Raw genomic sequence first — 18,406 nt, 5'->3', positions numbered from 1 at the left:
GCACGGAGGGCTTCGGCTTCTTCCACGCGGGTCCGGCGTCCGGCCCCGGTGCGGCGTCAGGGGGTCCAGTCCGCCAGGAGCTCCCGGTACAGCGAGGCGTGCGGCACCTCGGCGGGCGCCGGACCCGCGTGGAAGAAGCCGAAGCCCTCCGTGCCGTCCGCCTCCAGCTTGCGCAGGTAGTCGAACGCCTTGGCGTCCTGCTCGCCGAACGCCACGAACCGCCAGGCGATCCGCGGGTTCTGCTCGGCCGCCTCGGCGAGCGCCTTGGTCGCCGCCGTCCGGGACTCCGGCGCCCCGTCGGTCTGGAAGACCACCAGGGCCGGCCCGTCCGCCGCGTCCGATGCCGCGTGCAGCCGCCGGACCTCCTCGACGGCCTGCTCGTAGTGGGTACGGCCCATCCGGCCCAACTCGTCGTTCAGGGCCTCGATCCGGCCCTCGACCTCGTCCAGGGACACCTCCGCGGTGCCGTCCACCTCGGTCGAGAAGAAGACCACCGGCACGGTGGCCCGCTCGTCCAGGTGCGCCGCGAGCGCCAGCGCCTGCTCGGCCAGGTGCTGGGCGCTGCCGTCCTTGTAGAACGGCCGCATCGAGCCGGACCGGTCCAGCACCAGGTAGACCGTGGCCCGCGCCCCGGTCAGCCCCTGCTTTCTCAGGGCCGCGCCGGCCGCCTTGTAGGCCTCCGCGAGCTGCGGCGCCCGCGACTTCACGCGCGCGAGCGTGACGGCGGGCTTGCCGGCCGCCTTCTCGGCCGCGGAGTCGGACGACGTGGCGGACGAGGTCCTGCCCGGGGCCGCCTCCGCCGACTCGGCCGCCGCGGCCGCCTCGGTCACCTTGGTCGTCTTGGCCGCCTCGGTCGCCTTGGTGGCCCTCTTGGCCGGCGCCTTCTTGGCCGGCGCCTTCTTCGCGGCGGCCTTCTTCGCGGGGGTCTTCTTCGCGGGGGTCTTGGTCGCGGGGGACTCCTTCGCGGTGTCCTCGGTCGCGGGGTCCTCGGTCGCGGCGCCCTCGGTCGCGGGGGCGTTCTCGGCAGCGGCCTCAGTCGCCTGCTCGGCTTCGGCGGCCTTCTCTGCGGCGGCGGCCTCGGCGGCCTTCGTGGCCGGCTCCGGCTCGGTGTCCGCCGCGTCCCGCGCCGCCGGCTGGCCGGACTGGGCGGGGATGCCGGCCGCCTTGGGCTCCGTCTCGCGCTCCTTGGCCTGCTCCTTGGCCGGTACGGCCTCGTCGCGGGCCGCCGGCACCTGGGCGCGGCGCGGGCGGGGGTTGTCGAAGGACGCGGCGACCAGGTCGGCCGCCGACTCCTCCTGCGGGGAGGCGGAGGCCGGGGCCGGCACGGAGGCCGCGGGGGCCGCGGAGGTCTCCGTACCGCCGGACGAGCGGGCGGCGGAGCCCGTACCGGCGTTGGCGGGCACCTTCGGCGTACCGCCGGAGCGGCCCGCGGCGTCGGCGGGACGACCGTCGTCCTCGGCCTCGGAGGCGGTGTCGGCGTCTCCCTCGACGTCGGCCTCCTGCTCCGAGCCGGTGGGCTCGTCGGCGGGGCGGTCCGCGCCGGAGCCCTCGCCGCCGGCGCCGGGCTCCGGGGTGTCGGGCCGGCTCTCCTCCCGGGCGGGCTCCTCGACGGGGGCGGCGTCCGCGTCCGTCGCCTGGGGGGCGGCCGCGGTCTCCCCCGGCACCGCGCGTTCCGTCTGCGGCGGGACGGAGGCGGTCGCCGTCTCGTCGGTCTCTGCACGGTCGCGACCGAACACCTTGCGCAGCAAGCTCCGAATGCCCATGGGAGAGGCCTTTCGCATGTGGGGTGCCGTGGTTGTCCGTACTGACCCGGTATTGGGGGGATTCATCCATGGCCAGCGGAGACACGTAAGGTTAGCCGCCCCGCGCAGCGGCGAAAGTGCAAGGGGCGTTCGCGTCAACCCCGCTCCGGACGGGCCGCATTCACCGGCCGTTCATCGCACCGCCGCCGTCGGGCACACCTCCGCCCCTAACGTCACGGCCGACGGAATACCGACACGCTGTCGGCGCGGCCCGCGCCGGAGGAGGACGACGTGCGCAAGCTGCTGCCGCTGCTGAGCGACCACCCGCACGGGGGTGGCCGGTCCGCGCTGACCTGCCGTTACCGCTGCGGGGACGCCTGCTTCCAGGAAGTGCCCAACACCAGCGGCAACGAGTACGCGGGTGACGTCATCGCCGGTGCGCTCTCGCGCCGTTCGATGATGCGCGCCACCGCCGCCGTCACCGTGGCGGCCGCCGCCGGCGGCGCGGTGCTCGCCCAGGGCGCCGGCGCCCCGGCGGCGCAGGCCGCGGTCCCCGCGCACGGCGGAAAGGACGGCCGGCACGGCGGTGGCGGCGGCGGCAAGGCCGACGGCGCGCGCGGCCTGCGCTTCACGCCGGTCGCGCCCAATAAGGACGACAAGGTCACCGTGCCGGAGGGCTACGCGCAGAGCGTGGTCATCCGCTGGGGCGAGCCGATCCTGCGCGGAGCGCCCGCCTTCGACCCCGAGAAGCAGAGCGCCAGGGCGCAGGCCGGGCAGTTCGGCTACAACAACGACTTCCTGTCGCTGCTGCCGCTGCGCGGCGAGCACGGCCGCCAAGTGCTCGTGGCCAACCACGAGTACACCGACGAGGTGCTGATGTTCCGCGGCTACGACGCCGCCGAACCGACACGTGAGCAGGTGGAGATCGCCTGGGCGGCGCACGGGCTGTCCGTGGTCGTGGTGCAGGAGCAGCACCGCGACGGCCGGCTCACCCCGGTCTCCCGGCACCCGTTGAACCGCCGGCTCACCGCCACCAGCCGCTTCGAGCTGACCGGCCCGGCCGCCGGTTCGGCGCTGCTGCGCACCTCGGTCGACCCCGGCGGCCGCCGGGTGCTGGGCACGCTCAACAACTGCGCGGGCGGCGAGACACCGTGGGGCACCACGCTGCACGGCGAGGAGAACTTCAACCAGTACTTCGCCAACGGGTCGAGCGCCACGGACAAGCGGTACGGCGTCGGGACCGGCGCCACCGAGCGCAAGTGGGAGCGGTTCGACAAGCGCTTCGACCTGGCGCAGGAGCCCAACGAGGTGCACCGCTTCGGCTGGGTGGTGGAGCTGGACCCGTACGACCCGGAGTCCACCCCGCGCAAGCGCACCGCGCTCGGCCGCTTCAAGCACGAGGCGGCGCAGCCCCGGCTGACCGGGGACGGCCGGCCGGTCGTCTACATGGGCGACGACGAGCGCTTTGACTACTTCTACAAGTTCGTCTCCTCGAAGCGGATGATGAAGGGCTCCTCGCGGCGTGCCCGCGAGCACAACCTGACGCTGCTGGACGAGGGCACCCTCTACGTGGCGAAGATCACCGGCGACTCCCCCGCCGCCGAGGTCGACGGCGCCGGCAAGCTGCCGAGCGACGGCGAGTTCGACGGCGCCGGCCACTGGATCCCGCTGGCCACCGGCGACGTCTCGCACGTGCCGGGGATGACGGCGGAGGAGGTGTACGTCTTCACCCGGCTCGCCGGCGACAAGGTGGGCGCGACGAAGATGGACCGCCCGGAGGACGTGGAGCCCTCGCCGCGGACCGGGCGGGTGTACGTGGCGCTGACCAACAACACCGACCGCGGCAAGCCGGGCAAGGCCGGCGCGGACGAGCCCAACCCGCGCAACCTCAACAAGCACGGGCAGATCCTGGAGCTGGCCGAGCACTGGGACGACCCGGCGTCCGACGGCTTCGCCTGGCGGCTGTTCCTCGTCGCGGGCGACCCGAACGACCCGGCCACCTACTTCGCCGGCTACCCGAAGGAGAAGGTCAGCCCCATCTCCTGCCCGGACAACGTGGCGTTCGACCCGCACGGCAACCTGTGGATCTCCACCGACGGCGCCCAGCTCGGCTCGCACGACGGGCTGTTCGGGGTGGCCGTGCAGGGCGACCGGCGCGGTGAGCTGAAGCAGTTCCTGACCGTGCCGGCCGGCGCGGAGACCTGCGGGCCGATCATCCAGGACCGGCGGGTGCTGGTCGCGGTGCAGCACCCGGGCGAGGTGGACGGCGCCTCGGTGGAGAAGCCGGCCTCCGTCTGGCCGGACGGCCCGGGCCGGATCGTCCGGCCTTCGGTCGTCGCCGTCTACCGCAAGGACGGGCGCGACATCGGCGTCTGAGCGGACCGGTGAGGCAGGTCCGGGGCCCCGTCGAGCAGTGCGTCCTCCATGGCACGCACCGCCCGGCGGGGCCCTCCCGTACTGCCTCCCGCGTTTCCGGCTTCCTCACGGAACGGGCACCCGCCCTCCGCATCCTCTCTACGGCGGGGGCGAGCGGACCGATACGGTTCGTTCGTACGTCTGTGGCCCGCGTTCACCGGACGGCGCGGCCGTCGAATATGGGGGATTCATGTCGTTCGACGAGGAATGGGCCGAACTCCGCGCCGCGGCGGCCCAGCGGAGTGCGATGCGGCTCAACAGCCTGCCGGCCGAAGGCGGCGGCGGAACGGCCGATCTGGTCGTCAACCGGGACGACCTCGGCCGTATCGGAAACGACGCCTACGGTCTGCGCACCCGCCTCTCCAAGGACGGCGACCACGCCCGCCCGGCGACTTTCGACGCGGCGATCGCACTGAACAACGGCGAGTTCGCGAGCGGTTCCGCGCTGCTCAAGGTGCACGACCGCTGGAACGACCATCTGAAGACGCTGCTCGACGCCTGCGGGCGGATATCGAACCACCTGGACTACACGAAGGCGCAGCACGCGAAGGACGACGTGAAGGTCGAAGGCGACCTGACCGCGGTCTCCAAGCTCTCCGAATACATGAAGTGACGGTCGGGGGAACGTCGGAATGCTGAAGTACGAGGACATCGTCGACGCGCCGCTGGGCAAGCTGAAGACCGCGGTGGACGACTGGGCCGAGATGGCCACCAAGCTGGACACGCTGGCCACCGAGGCCACGGACGGCATGAAGGCCAGGGCGGACAAGGCCGCCTGGGAGGGCGCCAACGCGGGCGTCACCAAGGCGTTCGTCGCCCAGACGGCCAAGGAGTTCAAGGACGCCGCCGCCGAGGCCAAGGGCGTCAAGCAGATCCTCGAAGAGGGCTACACCGCCTTCAAGAAGGCCAAGGACGACCTGACGAGCATCCGCGACCACGAGGGCCCCAAGGCCGGCGTCCACGTGGACGGACAGGGAAAGGTGACGGCGCGCGACTCGGTGGAGGACCTGCCGCCCGGCCAGCGCGACCCCGGCGTCGACTACGCCGCACTGGTGCGGGAGGAGAAGGAAAACGTCGCGTCGTGGCAGCGGCGGATCGACGACATCGTCGAGGCCTGCAACGACACGGACGTGTCCTTCAAGAACTCCCTTGAGGCCAACGTCACCAACGCCAAGGACTTCAGCGCTCCGACGTACACGAAGACGGACCAGGAAGAGGCCGCCCGGGCCGCCGGACTGGCCGCCAAGGGCCGCGACCTCACCCACGCGGAGCTCCAGGCGCTCAACGAGCTGCTCGCGGACAACGCCAAGTCGCCGGAGTTCTCGAAGGGCTTCTACGAGAAGCTCGGGCCGGAGAAAGCCCTCGCCTTCTTCGGGCAGCTCTCCACGGACACCTACGACTACATGGAGCTGGACAAGGAGCGGCTGAAGGACGTCCAGGAACTCCAGCGGAACCTCGGGCTCAACCTGGCCACCGCCTCCCACGACAAGGCATTCACCGCCGAATGGGGCCCGGAACTGCGCAAGCTCGGCACCGAGCGCGTCATGCTGGCCAAGAACGACTACGCCGGGCCGTTCGGATACCAGTTGCTCGGCGGCATCATGCGGTACGGGAACTACGACGCGAAGTTCCTCAACCCGATCGCGGAGCACGTGGCACAGCTCCACCAGAAGGACCCGTTCATGTTCGCCGAGAACAAGCAGGTGAACAGCCCCTTCAAGAACCCGTACAACCCTTCCGGGGTCAACGGCGCGGGCTACGACCCGACGACCGCCATGCTGGAGGCGCTCGGCAACAGCCCGGAGGCGGCCAAGCGCTTCTTCGCCGACCCGCCGACCGCGTACAACGAGGACGGCACGGTCAACCACGGCGCGACGGCCGACCTGGGCAAGGCCGACGGCAAGGCGATCGACAACTACCTCGACTTCTTCGGCAACGAGAAGTGGGAGAGCTTCCCCGACACCAACACCCTGGACGAGAAAGAGCAGAAGGCGTCACTCGGCCACATGCCGGACGCCCTGGGCAAGGCCCTGGAGGCGGCAACCCTCGGATACCCGGCCGGGCACCCGGACGCGAGCGCGGCCCGCGACGCCGACAACGCGGCCGTCATGCGGGACGTCATGGAGAAGTACGGCTCGGACGCCGGCCTGCTGAAGAAGCAGGAGGCCATGGCCGACAGCCTCGGTGTCATGGGCGCCGGATACATCGACGACATCAACTGGGCCTTGGAGAAGAACAAAGAAGACAGCGTCTTCGCGTCGGGCAGGCAAGAGGGGCGCCTTCCCTTCTCGGACACCGAGGACGGCAATCTGCGAAGCGTCACGCGGGACTTCCTCAGCACCTTGGGGCAGCATCCGGACGCCTATGCATCGGTCTCGACCGCGAATGAGGTCTATACCCGCAGCGTACTGGAGAACCAGGTGAGCGCGGACGGAAAGATCGACCACGGCGGGGCCAGGCAAGCCGTGCGCGTCGGAGCCGAGGTCCAGGGAATGCTCGACCAGTCCCGCGGCAATCAGGTCGCGGCCACCAGCCTCAAGACGCACGAGGACTACCAGAAGGCCGTCGAGAAGCGGCAGGGTTGGATCGAGTTCGGGGCTGCCGCAGGTATTGCGGCGGGTGTGGCGTTCCTTCCCGCGACCGCAGCCGTGGGAACAGCTGCCATTCTGATTCCATTGGCAACGGACACCGCAAGCGGTGCCCTGGAACAGGGAATCAGCCACCTAGTGGGCAATATCTCGGAAAACTCGGTCGAAGAACACAAGGGGAACACAGAGGACGCGATCGAGGAAGACCGGAAGAAGATTTACAAGGCAGGTGAAAGTCTGGCCGAATCCCCGAAGGACGCATTCATCCAAGAGCATGTGCGAGATGCCGACTTCGCCGAGACTCTGGGAAACTCCATGTTGATCGGATACGGGGAGGGAATCGACCGCGAGAATCAGCAGGGAAATGATCCGGAGACCGATTGAGCATCTCACCGGCACATACCCCCGAACCATCCAAGAATGAAGAGGAACTCACGGTGACCAGTCCTGGCGGACAGCGGGAAGCCTGGAGGCCAGCCCGTGCAGTCGCAGTCGTAGCACTGGCACTCGCGACTGCCGCCTGCGGCGGAGGGGGCGGCGAGAGGCGGACAAAACCGTCCGTGACGGCGGAACGACTGTGCGGCGGCATGGCGGTGTCGGCCGACGCCGGTGATGCCCTCGAATTGATCACTGGGTCGACCCGTTTCGTACAGTCCAGCAAGACCAATTCGGTTGAGAACGCAGCACAAGGCATCAAAGAAGCCGGCTGGCCCAATCAGCCAAGCTATGGTGACGTCTGCATCGTTTACGTACCCAGCCCGTCACACAAAGAGGTAGAAGTCACCTGGCGCATGGAAAGCAGCGCGCACAAGGGCCCTCTCGCCTCGAAGTTCACCGAGCTACCGATAGGCGAACGGGCGGGCGCCTCCCCGACCAAGTCCTTCGTCACCTTCGCCTGCTCCGACACCGCAGACTTCCCGGTTGCTGAGCCTCGCTACTTCACCATCGAGGCGAGGCTCGGTGGGCCACCGAGGGAGCCCGACGGCGATGTAAACGCCCTACGCGACGCCTACGCCACCGTCGCCCACTCCTTCTCCCTTGCCCTCGCCAAAGAGCTGGGCTGCAAGGACAACGGCGGACTCAAGAGCAAGCCGACACTGACACCCGTCAAAGCGGCACCGAGTCCTTCTGAGGGAACGCTGGAAGATCGACAATGACCAGCCGCAAGCGCACCCGGCGAACCGGCGCACTCCTCCATGCGGCCGTGGTCGGCGCTCTCACCCTCACTGCCGCAGGCTGCGGCGGTGAGGACGACGAGCAGCCTGCCGACACCTCCGTGGCGGCCCAGCGCCTCTGCGGCGGCCAGGCGGTGTCCACCGAGGCGGCTCAAGTCCTCGAACTCGTCATGGGCACGAAGCGGTTCGAGAAGTCCGGCGAGGACTCGACTGTCTCGGCTGCCGCGAAGGCGATGGGCCGCAACACGTCGACGACAGAGGGCGATGGGACGCTCTGCGACATCCACCCGGCCGGCAGCGCCGACCTGGACGAGCTGACAGTCGAGTGGTCCATGGACGGCACCGCGCCGGAGAGCGGGTCCGTCCCGCAGGTCAGCACGGTGCCGAGGGACGCGACCCGCAACGAGCCGCCGAGGCGGGCGCACCTCACCTTCGCCTGTTTCGGCGGCAGGGAGTTCCCCGGCTCCGCGCCGCGCTACGTCACCCTCTCCGTCGGCCCCAGACCGTTGCAGATTCCCGACGCCGACGCGCAGGACGTCCGCAAGGCATACGCCACCGTCGCCCACTCCTTCTCCCTCGCCCTCGCCAAGGAGCTGGGCTGCAAGGACGACGGCGGGCTGGCGACCAAGCCGGCGCTGCCGACTGCGGGCAAGGGTTAGGCGCTGCCCAGCAGTTCCTCGCGCCAGTGGGTGAACTGCTGCGCCGGGTCGCCGGTGTAGGACCAGGGGAACCAGGCGGCGCGGGGGCCGAGCAGGGTGAAGAGGTCGCGGGCCTGGTCGGTGAGGGCGGCGTGGCAGGCGGCGTGGGCGAGGTAGTTGAGGGGTTCGACCTCCTCGGGGCGGACCGGGCCCGGGGGGCGGCCGCCGAGCCAGCGGGAGCAGGTGCGCACCGCCTCGGTCGCCGCCAGCTCGTGCTTCCAGTGCTGGTCGAAGCCGCGCACCGGGGCTCGGCCGCGTGAGGCGTCGGCGACGTAGCGGTACTCCTCGGCCCGGGCTATCTGCACCAGGACGGGGAGCGGCGAGCCGGGGCGGGCGGCCCCGGCGGCGTCACGCGCCAGGTCGTACATCGAGCCGTGGGTGCCGTGCCAGCGTGCCGAGCGGTAGCGCAGGAGCTGGATGTGGCCTTCCAGGTTGTCCGGGTCGCGCCGCCGCAGCTCGTCCCACCAGGCGCGCAGTTCCGCCCGGCCGACGCCGCCCTGGTAGAGGCGGGCGATGGTGAGCAGGGAGACCCACGGCATCGGGTCGTCGGGGCGGGCGTCGGCGGCGACCAGGCAGGTCAGCACCGTGGTGTCGAGCCGGGCCCGGTCCACCGGGGCGCCGCGCCCGGCGGCGATGGCCGCGTCGAAGACCCGTACGACCTCGGTGGCGGCGCGCAGCACCGCCGCGTCCGGGTCGCCGGGTTCGGCGGCGTACCAGGACTCGGAGGTGGAGCCGGCGGCCGCCGCGTGTGCCAGCAGGCGCAGCCGGTGGGTGCGCAGGGGCCAGTCGCGGCCGGTGGCGTGCAGCAGGTCGCGTACGCCCTGCCAGCGGCCGATGACGATGTCGTGGCGGGCGTCGGTGAGCGCCCGGTCGCCGGAGTCCCGGTCGAAGTCGGGTACGAAGCGCGCGGCCCGTCGGCTGCGGCGTACGGCCATGGGACCACCCCCTCCCCGGACGCGGCCGGTGTCAGTAGTCGGTGGCCAGGGCCTCGTGGGCGGCGTCGGGCCGGCGGTCGCGGTGGACCGCTTGGTACGGGGACTCGGCGGCCAGCGCGCGGGCCGCGTCCAGTCTGGCGGGGCGGTAGTAGGAGCTGCCGCGCCGCCAGTACCAGGCCATGGGGACCAGTCCGGCGGCCAGCCCGCCCAGGCCGATGGCGACCGAGGCGGTGCCCAGCGCGCTCAGCGACTCGAAGAAGACCCACAGCATGAAGACGGCGCCCAGCAGCGGCCACACCCCGCCGAGCAGCAGTTCGCGCAGCGAGGTCAGCAGGGTGCGGCGGTAGGCGACGACCGCGGCGACCCCGGCGAGGCCGTAGTAGAAGGCGACCAGCAGGCCCATCGCCCGGACCGCCTCGGCAACGATGTCGGCGACCGAGCCGAGGGTGGTCGCGGCGGCGAACAGCACCAGGGCGACCGCCCCGACGACGGTGATCGCCACCCAGGGGGTGTTCCACCGGCGGTGCACCGCGCCGAGGGCGGCGGGCATGGTGCGGTCCCGCCCCATCGCGAACAGCGAGCGGGTGACCTGGATCAGCGTGGTCTCCAGGGTGGCGACGGTGGACAGCATCACGGCGACCACCAGCAGCTTGCCGCCGATGCCGGGCCAGACCGCCTCGCCGAGCAGCACCAGCGCGTCGGCGCCCGGGGTGACGGTTCCGGCGGCGAGGACGATGTTGACGGCGATGGTGAACGCCTCGAAGACCAGGAAGACGACGGCCAGCCCGGCCAGCGCGCCGAATCCGGCGGTGCGGCGGCCGTCGCGGGTCTCCTCGCTGAGGTTGCCGGTGACGTCCCACCCCCAGAAGCAGAACGCGGCCACCAGCGCGCCCGAGGCGAAGCCGGACACCCCGTCGAAGTGGGAGAAGCCGAGCCAGGACCAGTCGAAGGCGGCGGCCGCGCCCCGGTGCAGGACGACGCCGATGATGAAGAGGAGGAGGATCGTCAGCTCGACACCGGTGAGCAGCAGTTGGGCGCGCGCGGTGAGCCGGGCGCCGCCGAGCACGACCAGCAGCATGACGAGGAACCAGCCGGCGCCGACGAGGCCGGCGAGTCCGGTGTGCGAGGCGAGCGCGGGGTCGATCAGGGAGAGGGTGAGCTGTCCGGCGGGCAGCGAGCCGGCCACCATGAACAGCGTCGCGGCCACCACCAGCGCCCAGCCGGAGAGGAAGCCCAGGGACGGGTGGAGGGTGCGGCCCACCCAGGAGTAGGCGGCGCCGGCGTTGACGTCGATGCGACCGAGCCGCCCGTACGCCAGGACGATGCCGAGCATGGGTATCGCGCAGTACAGCAGCGCGGCGGGCGCGGCCAGGCCGACCGCGCCGACCAGCACGGCGGCGGTCGCGGACAGCGAGTAGGCGGGTGCGCTGCCGGCCACGGCCATGACCACGGTGTCGAGGGGGCCCAGGGCGTTGGGCCGCAGCCCGCGCCCGAACGCGCGCCCGGACGCGCGCCCGGTCATGCGGACGGATGTGGAGCGGTGGGAGGCGGGCCTGGAGGTGGAGGGTCCGGAGGCGGATCCGGGAGCGGCTCGGTGGGGGGAGGTCCTGCGGGAGGGAGCGCGCATCGCTGTTGTCCTCGGGTGGCACGGCGTACGGCGGTGGACGGCGAACCGCCCCGCACGGGCACGGCGTCGGCATGGTCACCACATGCGTGCGGGGTCGTGCGCATCGTAGTGGGCGTAGGGGGCGCGCGGGCCGTTCACGGCATACCGGGGCCCGGATCGTTGTGCGCTCGGCCGCCGGGTGGGAAAGCCGGCGGAGGGCCGGCCACCGCGTGGGTCCGCAGCCGCGCGGGGCGGGCTGATCCACTTGCCGGGCGGCCGGGCCGGGTGTGCCCTGGAGTGGTGCGGGGGAGGCGACGGAAGGAGTTCCGCCATGGTCACACACGCCTCGGTGCCGCAGCGGCTCGCGCGGCACCGTCGGATCAAGGAGGAGCGCCGGCGGCGGCATCTGTGGGTGATCCTGCCGATCTCGCTGGCCGTCTTCTACGGCTTCTACGCGCAGTTCATCGACCGCAGCGGCGAGGGGCCGGTGACCGGCGGCCAGGTGGTGCTGGGCGTGGTCAGCGGCCTGGTCTTCGGCGCGCTGTGCCTCGGGCTTGGAGCCGTCCAGCACCGGCTGCCGCTTCAGTTGCGGGCGGCCGCGTTCGGCGCGCTCACCGGCCTGGCGATCGGCTGGCTGCACAGCCTGACCTCGGAGAGCGTGCTGACCTCGATCGTGCTCTCGGTCCTCATCGCCGCCGCCACGACGGTGGGCATGTTCTACGCCTTCTATGTGCACGACCCGGCGTACCACCCGGCCAACGCCCCGGACCGGCCGCAGGCCGACGACTCGGCCAGGGAGCCGGCCGCCCCGCTGGGTCGGGAGCCGGCGCACGCGGCACTGCGGAAGACGCGCGGCGGGGCTCCCCGCTAGAAGCCCGGACGGGCCCGGCGAGGCCCGACGGATACCCCGGACCAGGTCGCACAGGCGTACGGGTGGCGCCGGGCGGACGGGCGACCGAGACTGGGAGGACGCCGTGCCGCGCATGTTTCACGTGAAACATGGTGTTTCACGTGAAACATGCGCGTCCGCCCGTGTCCGCCCCCGGCCTCAGGGACCGCACCCATGACGTCATCGACGGAACAACCGGCCATCGAGACCCACCAACTGGTCAAGGTCTTCGGCGAGAACCGGGCGGTCGACGGTATCGATCTGCGCGTGCCCGCCGGCACCGTGTACGGGGTGCTCGGGCCGAACGGCGCAGGCAAGACCACCGCGGTGAAGATGCTGGCCACCCTGCTGCGGCCGGACGGCGGCGAGGCCCGGGTGTTCGGCATGGACGTGGTCCGCGAGGCGGACGCGGTACGCGGACGGGTCAGCCTCACCGGCCAGTACGCATCGGTGGACGAGGACCTGACCGGCACCGAGAACCTGGTGCTGCTGGGCAGGCTGCTCGGGCACGGCAAGGCGGCCGCGCGAGAGCGTTCGGCGGAGCTGCTGGCGGCGTTCGGGCTGGCCGACGCGGCCGGACGGCAGGTGAAGAACTACTCGGGCGGCATGCGGCGTCGTATCGACATCGCCGCCTCCATCCTCAACACCCCCGACCTGCTCTTCCTGGACGAGCCGACCACCGGACTCGACCCGCGCAGCCGCAACCAGGTCTGGGACATCGTGCGCGCCGTCGTCGCCCAGGGCACCACCGTGCTGCTCACCACCCAGTACCTCGACGAGGCCGACCAACTGGCCGCCCGGATCGCCGTCATCGACCACGGCCGGGTCATCGCCGAGGGCACCAAGGGCGAGCTGAAGGCATCCGTGGGGTCCGGCTCGGTGCATGTGCGGCTACGGGAGGCCGAGCAACGGCCCGAGGCCGAGCGGGTGCTGACCTCCGCCCTGCGCGCCACCGTCACCCTCGACGCGGACCCGGTCGCGCTGACCGCGACAGTCGACGGGCGCGGCAGCGACCTCGGCGCGGCCGAGGAGGCCGCGCGGGCGCTGGCGGAGCTGGCCCGCGCCGGGATCACCGTGGACAACTTCGCTTTGGGCCAGCCCAGTCTGGACGAGGTGTTCCTCGCCCTGACCGACCGCCGCCCGGAGGCCGAGCCGAAGGCCGGGGAAATCGAGCGGGACGGGGAGAACGAGAGGACCGAGAGGACCGAGAGGACCGTCCGATGAGCACCACGACGACCACCAAGACCTCCGGTCCGGTCGCGGACACCGCCTACAGCGCGCCGCGCGCCGAGGACCTGGCGGCACTGCTGGTCTCCGCCCGCCGGCCGCCGCGCCCGAGCGCGCTGTCGGCGTCGCTGACCTTCGGCTGGCGGGCCATGCTGAAGATCAAGCACGTGCCGGAGCAGCTCTTCGACGTGACGGCGTTCCCGATCATGATGGTGCTGATGTACACGTACCTCTTCGGCGGTGCGCTGGCCGGATCGGCCACCCGGTACATCCAGTTCCTGCTGCCCGGCATCCTCACCATGAGCGTCGTGATGATCACCATGTACACCGGGGTGGCGGTCAACACCGACATCCAGAAGGGCGTCTTCGACCGCTTCCGCACGCTGCCGATCTGGCGGCCCGCGCCCATGGTCGGCTATCTGCTCGGGGATGTGATCCGCTATCTCATCGCGTCCGCGGTGATGCTGGCGGTGGGCATGCTGATCGGCTACCGCCCGGACGGCGGGGTGGTCGGCGTGCTGGCCGGGGTGGCGCTGCTGCTGGTCTTCTCGTTCGCCTTCTCGTGGATCTGGACCATGTTCGGGCTGCTGCTGCGCACCGAGAAGTCGGTGATGGGCGTCAGCATGATGGTGATCTTCCCGCTGACCTTCCTGAGCAACGTGTTCGTGGACCCGCGGACGATGCCGGGCTGGCTCCAGGCGTTCGTCAACAACAGCCCGGTGACCCATGTGGCGAGCGCGGTGCGCGATCTGATGGCGGGCGGGTGGCCGGCCGCGGACATCGCCTGGTCGCTGGGGTGGGCCGGGGTGTTCGTGGTGGTCTTCGGCACGGTGACGATGAGGCTCTACAACCGCAAGTGAGACGGCTCCGGGCACACGTGAGGTGAGCTCCGAGCACACGTGAGACGGCTCCGGGCGCAGGTGAGGCGGCTCTGCGACAAGGTCTGCCGGCGTTCGTCCCGGTGCTGGCCGCCATGGGCGCGGTGGCGTTACGCGGGGCGAGCGCCCAGGTGGAGGTCAGCGGCGACATGCTGCGGGTGCGCAACGCCTTCGGCGTCGAGGTGTGGCGCAGCCCGGCGGAGTTCCTCACCGGGCTGCATCCGGTGACCACGACCATCAGCCGTTCAGCCCGGTGCCCGGGCGCATGGTGATCACGTCCGAGAGCGCCCGGCCCTACGTACTCGACCTGCGCGTATGGCAGCAACGTGACCTCTCGCGGCTGTTTCGCCGGCTGCTGGAGACACCGACCGCGGAGGACCACTGGTACGACTGGAAGGGGCTGAAGCGCGCCTTCCCCGGCGTACGGATGCCCTGGCACCAGTCCCATCCCTGGTCCGCGACCCTGCTGCTCGTCGCGCTGGCCGTGGCCTTTCTGCACGCCTACGCGGTGCTGGCGATGTGATCGCCGCGGGGGCTACCCGGCGCTCGGGGCGCCGGGCCCCTCGCCGCGGACCACGACCACCGGGCAGGGGGCGTGCTGGGCGACATGGGTGCTGACCGAGCCGAGCAGCGCGGCCCGGACGCCGCTGTAGCCGCGGTCGCCCACGACCAGCAGGTCCGCGCCCTCGGCGATCTCGGTGAGCGCCTGCGCGGCGTGGCCGGGGACGACCCGCCGCACCGCGGCCGCCGCGGTGGGTCCGTCCAGGGCGGCGGCCAGCGCCTCGTCCAGCTCCTTGCGGGCGAGCGACTCCGGGTCGTAGTCGTCGGGCAGGGCGGGCGCGGTGGGACCCATCCCGGTGGCGATCCCGGCCCAGGCGTTCGGCGGATACTCCCAGCACGCCACGGCCTCCAGCACCGCGCCGGTCAGCCGGGCCTGCCCGGCCGCCCACGCCAGGGCCTTCAGGGACGGTTCGGAGCCGTCGACGCCCACCACGATCCGGTTCGCCGCCATGGCCACCACCTCCGAGGGTCAGCCGCCGAGCCGCGCCAGATGCTGCTCGAACGGTACGAGTTCCGCTGCCAGGTCCTTCTCCCCGTTCTCCTTACCCGTGCGCCGGGCCGCAACCGGTCGGCCCGCCGCCAGCGCGGCCAGCTCGTCGCCCGCCCGGGGGATCCGCTCGGCCAGGCCGCCGTCGCCGGGGCGGCCGGCGCCGCCCCAGTCCTCCGAGGCCGCGTAGACGGCGGTCGGGACCACCACGGCCCGCAGATGGGCGAAGAGCGGGCGCAGCGCGTGCTCCAGCACCAGGGAGTGACGGGCGGTCCCGCCGGTCGCCGCGACGAGCACCGGCATGCCGGTCAGGGCGTCCGGCTCGACGAGGTCGAAGAAGGACTTGAACAGCCCGCTGTACGAGGCGGCGAACACGGGAGTGACGGCGATCAGCCCGTCGGCGCCGGTCACCGCGTCCAGCGCGGTCCGCAGCGCGGGCGACGGGAAGCCGGAGACCAGGTGCTTGCCGATGTCCACGGCCAGCTCGCGCAGCTCGACCACCTCGATGTCCACCGCGGTGGCGGCGGCGACCGCCTCGGCGAGGCGGTCGGCCAGCAGCCGGGTCGAGGACGGGCTGCTCAGCCCGGCCGACACGACCGTGATCCGCGTGATCCGCGAGGGAACCGCCGTGCTCGAAGGGGTGGCGGCCGTGGGGCCCGTGGCGGTGGTCATGCCGAGGCCTCCTTCCGGGTCAGGGCCGGGTGCGGCGGGGCGGTGGCGGGGACGCCGGCCGGGCGCAGGCGCTCGAACTCCTTGCGCAGCACCGGTACGACCTCCTCGCCGAGGATGTCGAGCTGCTCCAGCACGGTCTTCAGCGGCAGCCCGGCGTGGTCCATCAGGAACAACTGGCGCTGGTAGTCGCCGACGGCCTCGCGGAAGCCGAGGGTCCGCTCGATCACCTGCTGCGGGGAGCCGACGGTGAGCGGGGTCTGCTCGGTGAACTCCTCCAGCGAGGGGCCGTGCCCGTACACCGGTGCGTTGTCGAAGTACGGCCGGAACTCCCGTACCGCGTCCTGGGAGTTGTGCCGCATGAACACCTGGCCGCCCAGGCCCACGATGGCCTGCTCGGGCGTGCCGTGGCCGTAGTGCGCGTACCGCTCGCGGTACAGCTCGACCATGCGGCGGGTGTGCTCCTGGGGCCAGAAGATGTTGTTGTGGAAGAAGCCGTCGCCGTAGTAGGCGGCCTGCTCGGCGATCTCCGGGGAGCGGATCGAGCCGTGCCAGACGAACGGCGGGGTGCCGTCCAGTGGGCGGGGCGTGGCGGTGAACCCCTGTAGCGGGGTGCGGAAGCTGCCCTGCCAGTCGACGACGTCCTCCCGCCACAGCCTGTGCAGCAGGGCGTAGTGCTCCACCGCGAGCGCGATGCCCTGGCGGATGTCCTGGCCGAACCAGGGGTAGACCGGGCCGGTGTTGCCGCGGCCCATCATCAGGTCCACCCGCCCGTCGGCGAGGTGCTGGAGCATCGCGTAGTCCTCGGCGATCTTCACCGGGTCGTTGGTGGTGATCAGCGTGGTGGACGTGGAGAGGACGAGGTTCTCGGTGCGGGCCGCGATGTGGCCGAGCATGGTGGTCGGCGAGGACGGGACGAACGGCGGGTTGTGGTGCTCGCCGGTGGCGAAGACGTCGAGACCGACCTCCTCGGCCTTCAGCGCGATCGCGACCATCGCCTTGATGCGCTCGTGCTCGCTCGGAGTGCGGCCGTTGGTCGGGTCGGTCGTCACGTCGCCGACGGTGAAGACGCCGAACTGCATGGTGCTCCCTCTCGCTTCCGTCCGGGGCCCGGTAGGTCACCCGGCCCGAGCCAATGATTGAACATTGAACTAACTCCCTCAACGGCGCCACCCTCCCGGCTATTCCGCGACCCCGCGCCGGTAGGGTCCAGCCCGTGAGCAGCACCGACACCCGCCCGCCGGCCCCCGGCCGCCCCGTCCACGTGGTGGGCATCGGAGCCGACGGCTGGGCCGGACTGCCCGAGGCGTCCCGGGACGCGCTGCGCACCGCGCAGGTGCTGATCGGCGGCGGCCGCCAGCTCGACCTGCTGCCCGCCGAATGCGCCGGCGAGCGGATCGCCTGGCCGTCCCCGCTGCGGCCCGCCGTGCCCCGGCTGCTCGCCGCGCACGCCGGACGCCGGATCGCCGTGCTGGCCAGCGGCGACCCCATGTTCCACGGCATCGGCCGGGCGCTCGCCGAGACGGCCGGCGCGGACGAGCTGCGCGTGCTCCCCCACCCGTCCTCCGTCTCCCACGCCTGCGCCCGACTCGGCTGGCCGGTGGAGGATACCGAGACCGTCACCCTCGTCGGCCGCCCGCTGGACGCCCTGTCCGCCGCCCTGCACCACGGCCGGCGGGTGCTGGTGCTGAGCGCGGGCGCGGCGACCCCCGGCGAGGTCGCCGCACTGCTGCGCGAACGCGGCTTCGGCCCGAGCCTGCTCACCGTCCTCGAACAGCTCGGCTCCGCGCGGGAGCACACCCTGACCGGCATCGCCGACGACTGGCCGCACCCGCCCGGCGACCCGCTCAACATCGTCGCCGTCTCCTGCGTTCGCGCCCCCGGAGCGCTCCGGCTGGGGGCGGCGCCGGGGCTGCCCGACGAGGCGTACGAGCACGACGGCCAGCTCACCAAGCGGCATGTGCGCGCCGCCACGCTCGCGGCGCTCGCCCCCGCCCCCGGCGAACTGCTCTGGGACGTCGGCGGCGGCTCCGGCTCCATCGGCGTCGAGTGGATGCGCGTCCACCGTTCCTGCCGCGCCGTGGCCGTGGAGCGGGACGCCGCACGGGCGGACCGGATCGCCCGCAACGCCGCCGCGCTCGGCGTGCCCGGCCTGCGGGTCGTGCACGCGGCGGCCCCCGGCGGCCTGGCCGGACTCGAACAGCCCGACGCCGTCTTCGTCGGCGGCGGTCTCACCGCCCCCGGGCTCCTCGACACCTGCTGGGCGGCGCTGCGGCCCGGCGGACGGCTGGTCGCCAACACGGTGACCCTGGAGTCCGAGGCGCTGCTCGCCGACGCGTACCGCCGGCACGGCGGCGACCTGGTGCGGCTCGCCGTCGCCCACGCCGTCCCGGTCGGCGGCTTCACCGGCTGGCGCCAGGCCATGCCGGTCACCCAGTGGTCCGCGACCAAGCCCGCGCACGGAAGTGATGCCCCATGACCGTCTACTTCATCGGCGCCGGGCCCGGCGCCGATGAAGTAGACGGTCATGGGGCAT

Annotated in this window: 17 protein-coding genes; 11 read left to right on the top strand and 6 right to left on the bottom strand. The window is 72.1% G+C overall.

Annotated elements, in window-relative coordinates:
- Positions 1–56: 56 nt before the first annotated feature.
- Positions 57–1,763 carry a VWA domain-containing protein gene (locus C6N75_RS19515; RefSeq protein ID WP_105870201.1) on the bottom strand — a complete coding sequence of 569 codons (1,707 nt, stop codon included), beginning with the start codon at positions 1,761–1,763 and terminating at the stop codon, positions 57–59.
- A gap of 270 nt (positions 1,764–2,033) precedes the next feature.
- Here C6N75_RS19515 and C6N75_RS19510 point away from each other — a divergent pair, with 270 nt between their 5' ends.
- The 5 genes from C6N75_RS19510 to C6N75_RS19495 all read left to right on the top strand — a co-directional run bounded on the left by C6N75_RS19510 (position 2,034) and on the right by C6N75_RS19495 (position 8,579).
- Positions 2,034–4,118 (top strand): PhoX family protein, encoded by a 2,085-nt coding sequence (locus C6N75_RS19510; RefSeq protein WP_105870200.1) that lies wholly within the window; start codon positions 2,034–2,036, stop codon positions 4,116–4,118.
- 229 nt (positions 4,119–4,347) lie between these two features.
- The gene (locus tag C6N75_RS19505; protein WP_105870199.1) at positions 4,348–4,770 is read left to right on the top strand and encodes a hypothetical protein; all 423 of its coding nucleotides are present in this window, start codon (positions 4,348–4,350) and stop codon (positions 4,768–4,770) included.
- A 19-nt stretch (positions 4,771–4,789) separates the two neighbouring features.
- Entirely contained in the window at positions 4,790–7,129 is a 2,340-nt protein-coding gene (locus C6N75_RS19500) for a hypothetical protein (protein WP_105870198.1), read from the top strand.
- Between the two features lie 176 nt (positions 7,130–7,305).
- Complete coding sequence (locus C6N75_RS30250; protein WP_146132613.1) at positions 7,306–7,902, top strand: hypothetical protein; 597 nt, start codon at positions 7,306–7,308, stop codon at positions 7,900–7,902.
- The gene (locus C6N75_RS19495) at positions 7,899–8,579 is read left to right on the top strand and encodes a hypothetical protein (protein ID WP_105870197.1); all 681 of its coding nucleotides are present in this window, start codon (positions 7,899–7,901) and stop codon (positions 8,577–8,579) included. Before C6N75_RS30250 ends, C6N75_RS19495 begins: the two co-directional genes overlap by 4 nt.
- Here the strand turns inward: C6N75_RS19495 and C6N75_RS19490 are convergent.
- Together C6N75_RS19490 and C6N75_RS19485 are read right to left on the bottom strand one after the other, a co-directional pair.
- Positions 8,576–9,553, bottom strand: coding sequence for a hypothetical protein (locus C6N75_RS19490; protein WP_105870196.1), 978 nt, complete (start codon positions 9,551–9,553; stop codon positions 8,576–8,578). The two genes, C6N75_RS19495 and C6N75_RS19490, sit on opposite strands and share 4 nt — an antisense overlap.
- A gap of 31 nt (positions 9,554–9,584) precedes the next feature.
- On the bottom strand, positions 9,585–11,075 hold the full coding sequence (locus tag C6N75_RS19485; RefSeq protein ID WP_258177502.1) for an APC family permease: 1,491 nt from the start codon (positions 11,073–11,075) through the stop codon (positions 9,585–9,587).
- A 415-nt stretch (positions 11,076–11,490) separates the two neighbouring features.
- On the opposite strand from C6N75_RS19485, the gene C6N75_RS19480 reads away from it, so the two are divergent.
- From C6N75_RS19480 to C6N75_RS19460, 5 genes are all read left to right on the top strand, one after another.
- Positions 11,491–12,030 (top strand): hypothetical protein, encoded by a 540-nt coding sequence (locus C6N75_RS19480; protein WP_256104557.1) that lies wholly within the window; start codon positions 11,491–11,493, stop codon positions 12,028–12,030.
- A 192-nt stretch (positions 12,031–12,222) separates the two neighbouring features.
- On the top strand, positions 12,223–13,272 hold the full coding sequence (locus tag C6N75_RS19475; RefSeq protein ID WP_258177501.1) for an ATP-binding cassette domain-containing protein: 1,050 nt from the start codon (positions 12,223–12,225) through the stop codon (positions 13,270–13,272).
- Entirely contained in the window at positions 13,269–14,135 is an 867-nt protein-coding gene (locus C6N75_RS19470) for an ABC transporter permease (protein WP_105870195.1), read from the top strand. Before C6N75_RS19475 ends, C6N75_RS19470 begins: the two co-directional genes overlap by 4 nt.
- A 101-nt stretch (positions 14,136–14,236) precedes the next feature.
- Positions 14,237–14,425 carry a hypothetical protein gene (locus C6N75_RS19465; RefSeq protein WP_105870194.1) on the top strand — a complete coding sequence of 63 codons (189 nt, stop codon included), beginning with the start codon at positions 14,237–14,239 and terminating at the stop codon, positions 14,423–14,425.
- Positions 14,419–14,676: a hypothetical protein gene (locus C6N75_RS19460; RefSeq protein WP_105870193.1), complete on the top strand. Its 258-nt coding sequence runs from the start codon at positions 14,419–14,421 to the stop codon at positions 14,674–14,676. The genes C6N75_RS19465 and C6N75_RS19460 overlap by 7 nt, the downstream gene beginning before the upstream one ends.
- 12 nt (positions 14,677–14,688) lie before the next feature.
- Here the strand turns inward: C6N75_RS19460 and C6N75_RS19455 are convergent, their stop codons facing one another.
- Genes C6N75_RS19455 through C6N75_RS19445 form a run of 3 tightly spaced genes read right to left on the bottom strand, consistent with a single transcriptional unit; the run spans position 14,689 to position 16,952 of the window.
- The gene (locus tag C6N75_RS19455) at positions 14,689–15,165 is read right to left on the bottom strand and encodes a universal stress protein (RefSeq protein WP_105870192.1); all 477 of its coding nucleotides are present in this window, start codon (positions 15,163–15,165) and stop codon (positions 14,689–14,691) included.
- Between the two features lie 18 nt (positions 15,166–15,183).
- Positions 15,184–15,873, bottom strand: coding sequence for an FMN reductase (locus C6N75_RS19450; protein WP_105870191.1), 690 nt, complete (start codon positions 15,871–15,873; stop codon positions 15,184–15,186).
- Positions 15,870–16,952, bottom strand: coding sequence for an LLM class flavin-dependent oxidoreductase (locus C6N75_RS19445; protein WP_105870190.1), 1,083 nt, complete (start codon positions 16,950–16,952; stop codon positions 15,870–15,872). The genes C6N75_RS19450 and C6N75_RS19445 overlap by 4 nt, the downstream gene beginning before the upstream one ends.
- Before the next feature lie 134 nt (positions 16,953–17,086).
- Between C6N75_RS19445 and cbiE the strand changes: the two genes are divergently transcribed.
- Positions 17,087–18,349 (top strand): precorrin-6y C5,15-methyltransferase (decarboxylating) subunit CbiE, encoded by a 1,263-nt coding sequence (cbiE, locus tag C6N75_RS19440; RefSeq protein WP_105870189.1) that lies wholly within the window; start codon positions 17,087–17,089, stop codon positions 18,347–18,349.
- Positions 18,350–18,406: the final 57 nt, after the last annotated feature.

This window comes from Streptomyces solincola, from assembly GCF_002982015.1.
Classification (GTDB): domain Bacteria; phylum Actinomycetota; class Actinomycetes; order Streptomycetales; family Streptomycetaceae; genus Streptomyces; species Streptomyces solincola.
The sequence above is the reverse complement of the archived record's forward strand: the minus strand, read 5'-3'. Positions and strand labels throughout refer to the sequence as shown.

What these genes read in the sequence shown, in the direction of transcription:
- C6N75_RS19485 (WP_258177502.1), bottom strand. Translation starts at nt 11,075, where the DNA reads ATGACCGGGCGCGCGTCCGGGCGCGCGTTCGGGCGCGGGCTGCGGCCC.
- C6N75_RS19495 (WP_105870197.1), top strand. Translation starts at nt 7,899, where the DNA reads ATGACCAGCCGCAAGCGCACCCGGCGAACCGGCGCACTCCTCCATGCG.
- C6N75_RS19505 (WP_105870199.1), top strand. Translation starts at nt 4,348, where the DNA reads ATGTCGTTCGACGAGGAATGGGCCGAACTCCGCGCCGCGGCGGCCCAG.
- C6N75_RS19460 (WP_105870193.1), top strand. Translation starts at nt 14,419, where the DNA reads ATGGTGATCACGTCCGAGAGCGCCCGGCCCTACGTACTCGACCTGCGC.
- C6N75_RS19445 (WP_105870190.1), bottom strand. Translation starts at nt 16,952, where the DNA reads ATGCAGTTCGGCGTCTTCACCGTCGGCGACGTGACGACCGACCCGACC.
- C6N75_RS19500 (WP_105870198.1), top strand. Translation starts at nt 4,790, where the DNA reads ATGCTGAAGTACGAGGACATCGTCGACGCGCCGCTGGGCAAGCTGAAG.
- C6N75_RS19450 (WP_105870191.1), bottom strand. Translation starts at nt 15,873, where the DNA reads ATGACCACCGCCACGGGCCCCACGGCCGCCACCCCTTCGAGCACGGCG.
- C6N75_RS19475 (WP_258177501.1), top strand. Translation starts at nt 12,223, where the DNA reads ATGACGTCATCGACGGAACAACCGGCCATCGAGACCCACCAACTGGTC.
- C6N75_RS19515 (WP_105870201.1), bottom strand. Translation starts at nt 1,763, where the DNA reads ATGGGCATTCGGAGCTTGCTGCGCAAGGTGTTCGGTCGCGACCGTGCA.
- C6N75_RS19490 (WP_105870196.1), bottom strand. Translation starts at nt 9,553, where the DNA reads ATGGCCGTACGCCGCAGCCGACGGGCCGCGCGCTTCGTACCCGACTTC.
- C6N75_RS19480 (WP_256104557.1), top strand. Translation starts at nt 11,491, where the DNA reads ATGGTCACACACGCCTCGGTGCCGCAGCGGCTCGCGCGGCACCGTCGG.
- C6N75_RS19470 (WP_105870195.1), top strand. Translation starts at nt 13,269, where the DNA reads ATGAGCACCACGACGACCACCAAGACCTCCGGTCCGGTCGCGGACACC.
- C6N75_RS19455 (WP_105870192.1), bottom strand. Translation starts at nt 15,165, where the DNA reads ATGGCGGCGAACCGGATCGTGGTGGGCGTCGACGGCTCCGAACCGTCC.